Source organism: Rhodopseudomonas sp. (genome assembly GCF_048594845.1).
In the GTDB taxonomy this organism is placed as follows: domain Bacteria; phylum Pseudomonadota; class Alphaproteobacteria; order Rhizobiales; family Xanthobacteraceae; genus Rhodopseudomonas.
In genome coordinates this window covers 1-1,785 of sequence record NZ_JBMDXE010000304.1, presented here as the reverse complement: position 1 = coordinate 1,785, position 1,785 = coordinate 1, and the positions used below count along the sequence as shown (strand labels likewise).

Sequence of the window (1,785 nt, the reverse complement as noted above, 5' to 3'; positions counted from 1 at the left end):
AGGTGCGGCGCCAGACGTCCGGCCTCGCCGGGCGCCTCAGAGGCTAACAAACGTGGGCTGCAAAATCAGGGGCTGCGGGATTCTTTCAAATCGCGATTAGTCTCGTCATGGCCGGGCTTGTCCCGGCCATCCACGCCTTTTCTGCATCTCCGCCAGCAAGGCGTGGATGCCCGGCACAAGGCCGGGCATGACCGGCTGAGAGGGAAGTAACCGATTTTGTTGACTGCATTCCCGGTCAGGCTCTCAGGAGGAGCCGCTGCGCCGCAAGCCAGCACAAAGTTCATTCGCCCTTCGGCAGCTTCGCCTTGAGCGCATACAGGGCATCCAACGCTTCGCGCGGTGACATCTCGTCGGGATGTAGCGCCTTCACCGCCTCGATCAGTTGCTCGGCTTCGCTCGGCGGGGCCGCCTCCGCGGGAGCGCGGGCCGTGATGGCGAATAGCGGCAAATCGTCGATCAGCGTCTTGGGCTGGCCGCGGTCGTTGGCCTCGAGCTTGGCCAACACCGACTTGGCGCGCGACACCACACTCGCGGGCAGGCCGGCCAGCTTGGCGACCTGGATGCCGTAGGAGCGGTCGGCGGAGCCCGGCAGCACCTCATGCAGGAACACCACCTCGCCGCGCCATTCCTTGACCCGCACCGTGGCGTTGAACAGCCGTGGCAGCTTGGCCGACAGCGCAGTCAGCTCGTGATAATGCGTCGCAAACAGCGAACGGCAGCGGTTTTGTTCATGCAGATGCTCGATCGCCGCCCAGGCGATCGACAGGCCGTCAAAGGTCGCCGTGCCGCGGCCGATCTCGTCGAGGATCACCAGCGCCCGCTCGGACGCCTGATTGAGGATCGCGGCGGTCTCGACCATTTCGACCATGAAGGTCGAACGGCCGCGGGCCAGATCGTCGGCGGCGCCGACGCGCGAGAACAGCCGGTCGACCACGCCGATGCGGGCCCGGCCGGCCGGCACGTAGCTGCCGACCTGCGCTAACAGCGCAATCAGCGCGTTCTGGCGCAGGAAGGTCGACTTACCGGCCATGTTCGGGCCGGTCAGCAGCCAGATCTGGCCGTTCTTCTGCGCCGGCCCGGGCGACAGGTCGCAGGCATTGGCGATGAACGGCTCGCCGGCGCGCCGCAGCGCCTGCTCCACCACCGGATGCCGGCCGCCTTCGATCGCAAAGCTCAACGACTCGTCGACCTCGGGCCGCACGTAGTTGTCGTCGGCCGCCAGCTTGGCCAGTGCGGTGGCGACGTCGCGCAGCGCGAAGGCGTGCGCGGCGGCGCGCAGATCGTCGCCGGCAGCGTCGATCAAGGCGGCGAGCCGGTCGAATATCTCGAGCTCGAGGCCGAGCGCGCGGTCGCCCGCATTGGCGATCTTGGCCTCGATCTCGCCGAGCTCGGCGGTGGTGAAGCGCACCTGCCCGGCCAGTGTCTGGCGATGGATGAAAACGGCGTTGAGCGGCGGCGCCATCAGCTTGTCGCCGTGCTGCGCGCTGACCTCGACGAAGTAGCCGAGCACGTTGTTGTGCCGGATTTTCAGCGCCTTGATGCCGGTGTCGTCGGCGTAGCGCGCCTGCATCGACTCGACGACGAGGCGCGAGGCGTCGCGCAGCTTGCGGGTTTCGTCCAGCTCCGCCTCTTAGCCGTCGCGCACGAAGCCGCCATCGCGCTTCAGCAGCGGCAACTCGTCGGCGAGCGCGCGGCCGAGTTCGGCGCACAGATCGCGCGACGGCCTATGCAGCGCCGCCATCGCGCCGGCGATGTCCTGCGGCGGTTCGGCGAGGCGGGAGAGCT

At 67.9% G+C, this 1,785-nt stretch carries 1 pseudogene; it reads right to left on the bottom strand.

The window, feature by feature from the left end:
- Positions 1 to 280: 280 nt before the first annotated feature.
- Positions 281 to 1,785, bottom strand: a pseudogene (mutS, locus tag ACOJTD_RS19840) (DNA mismatch repair protein MutS); the annotation flags it as partial.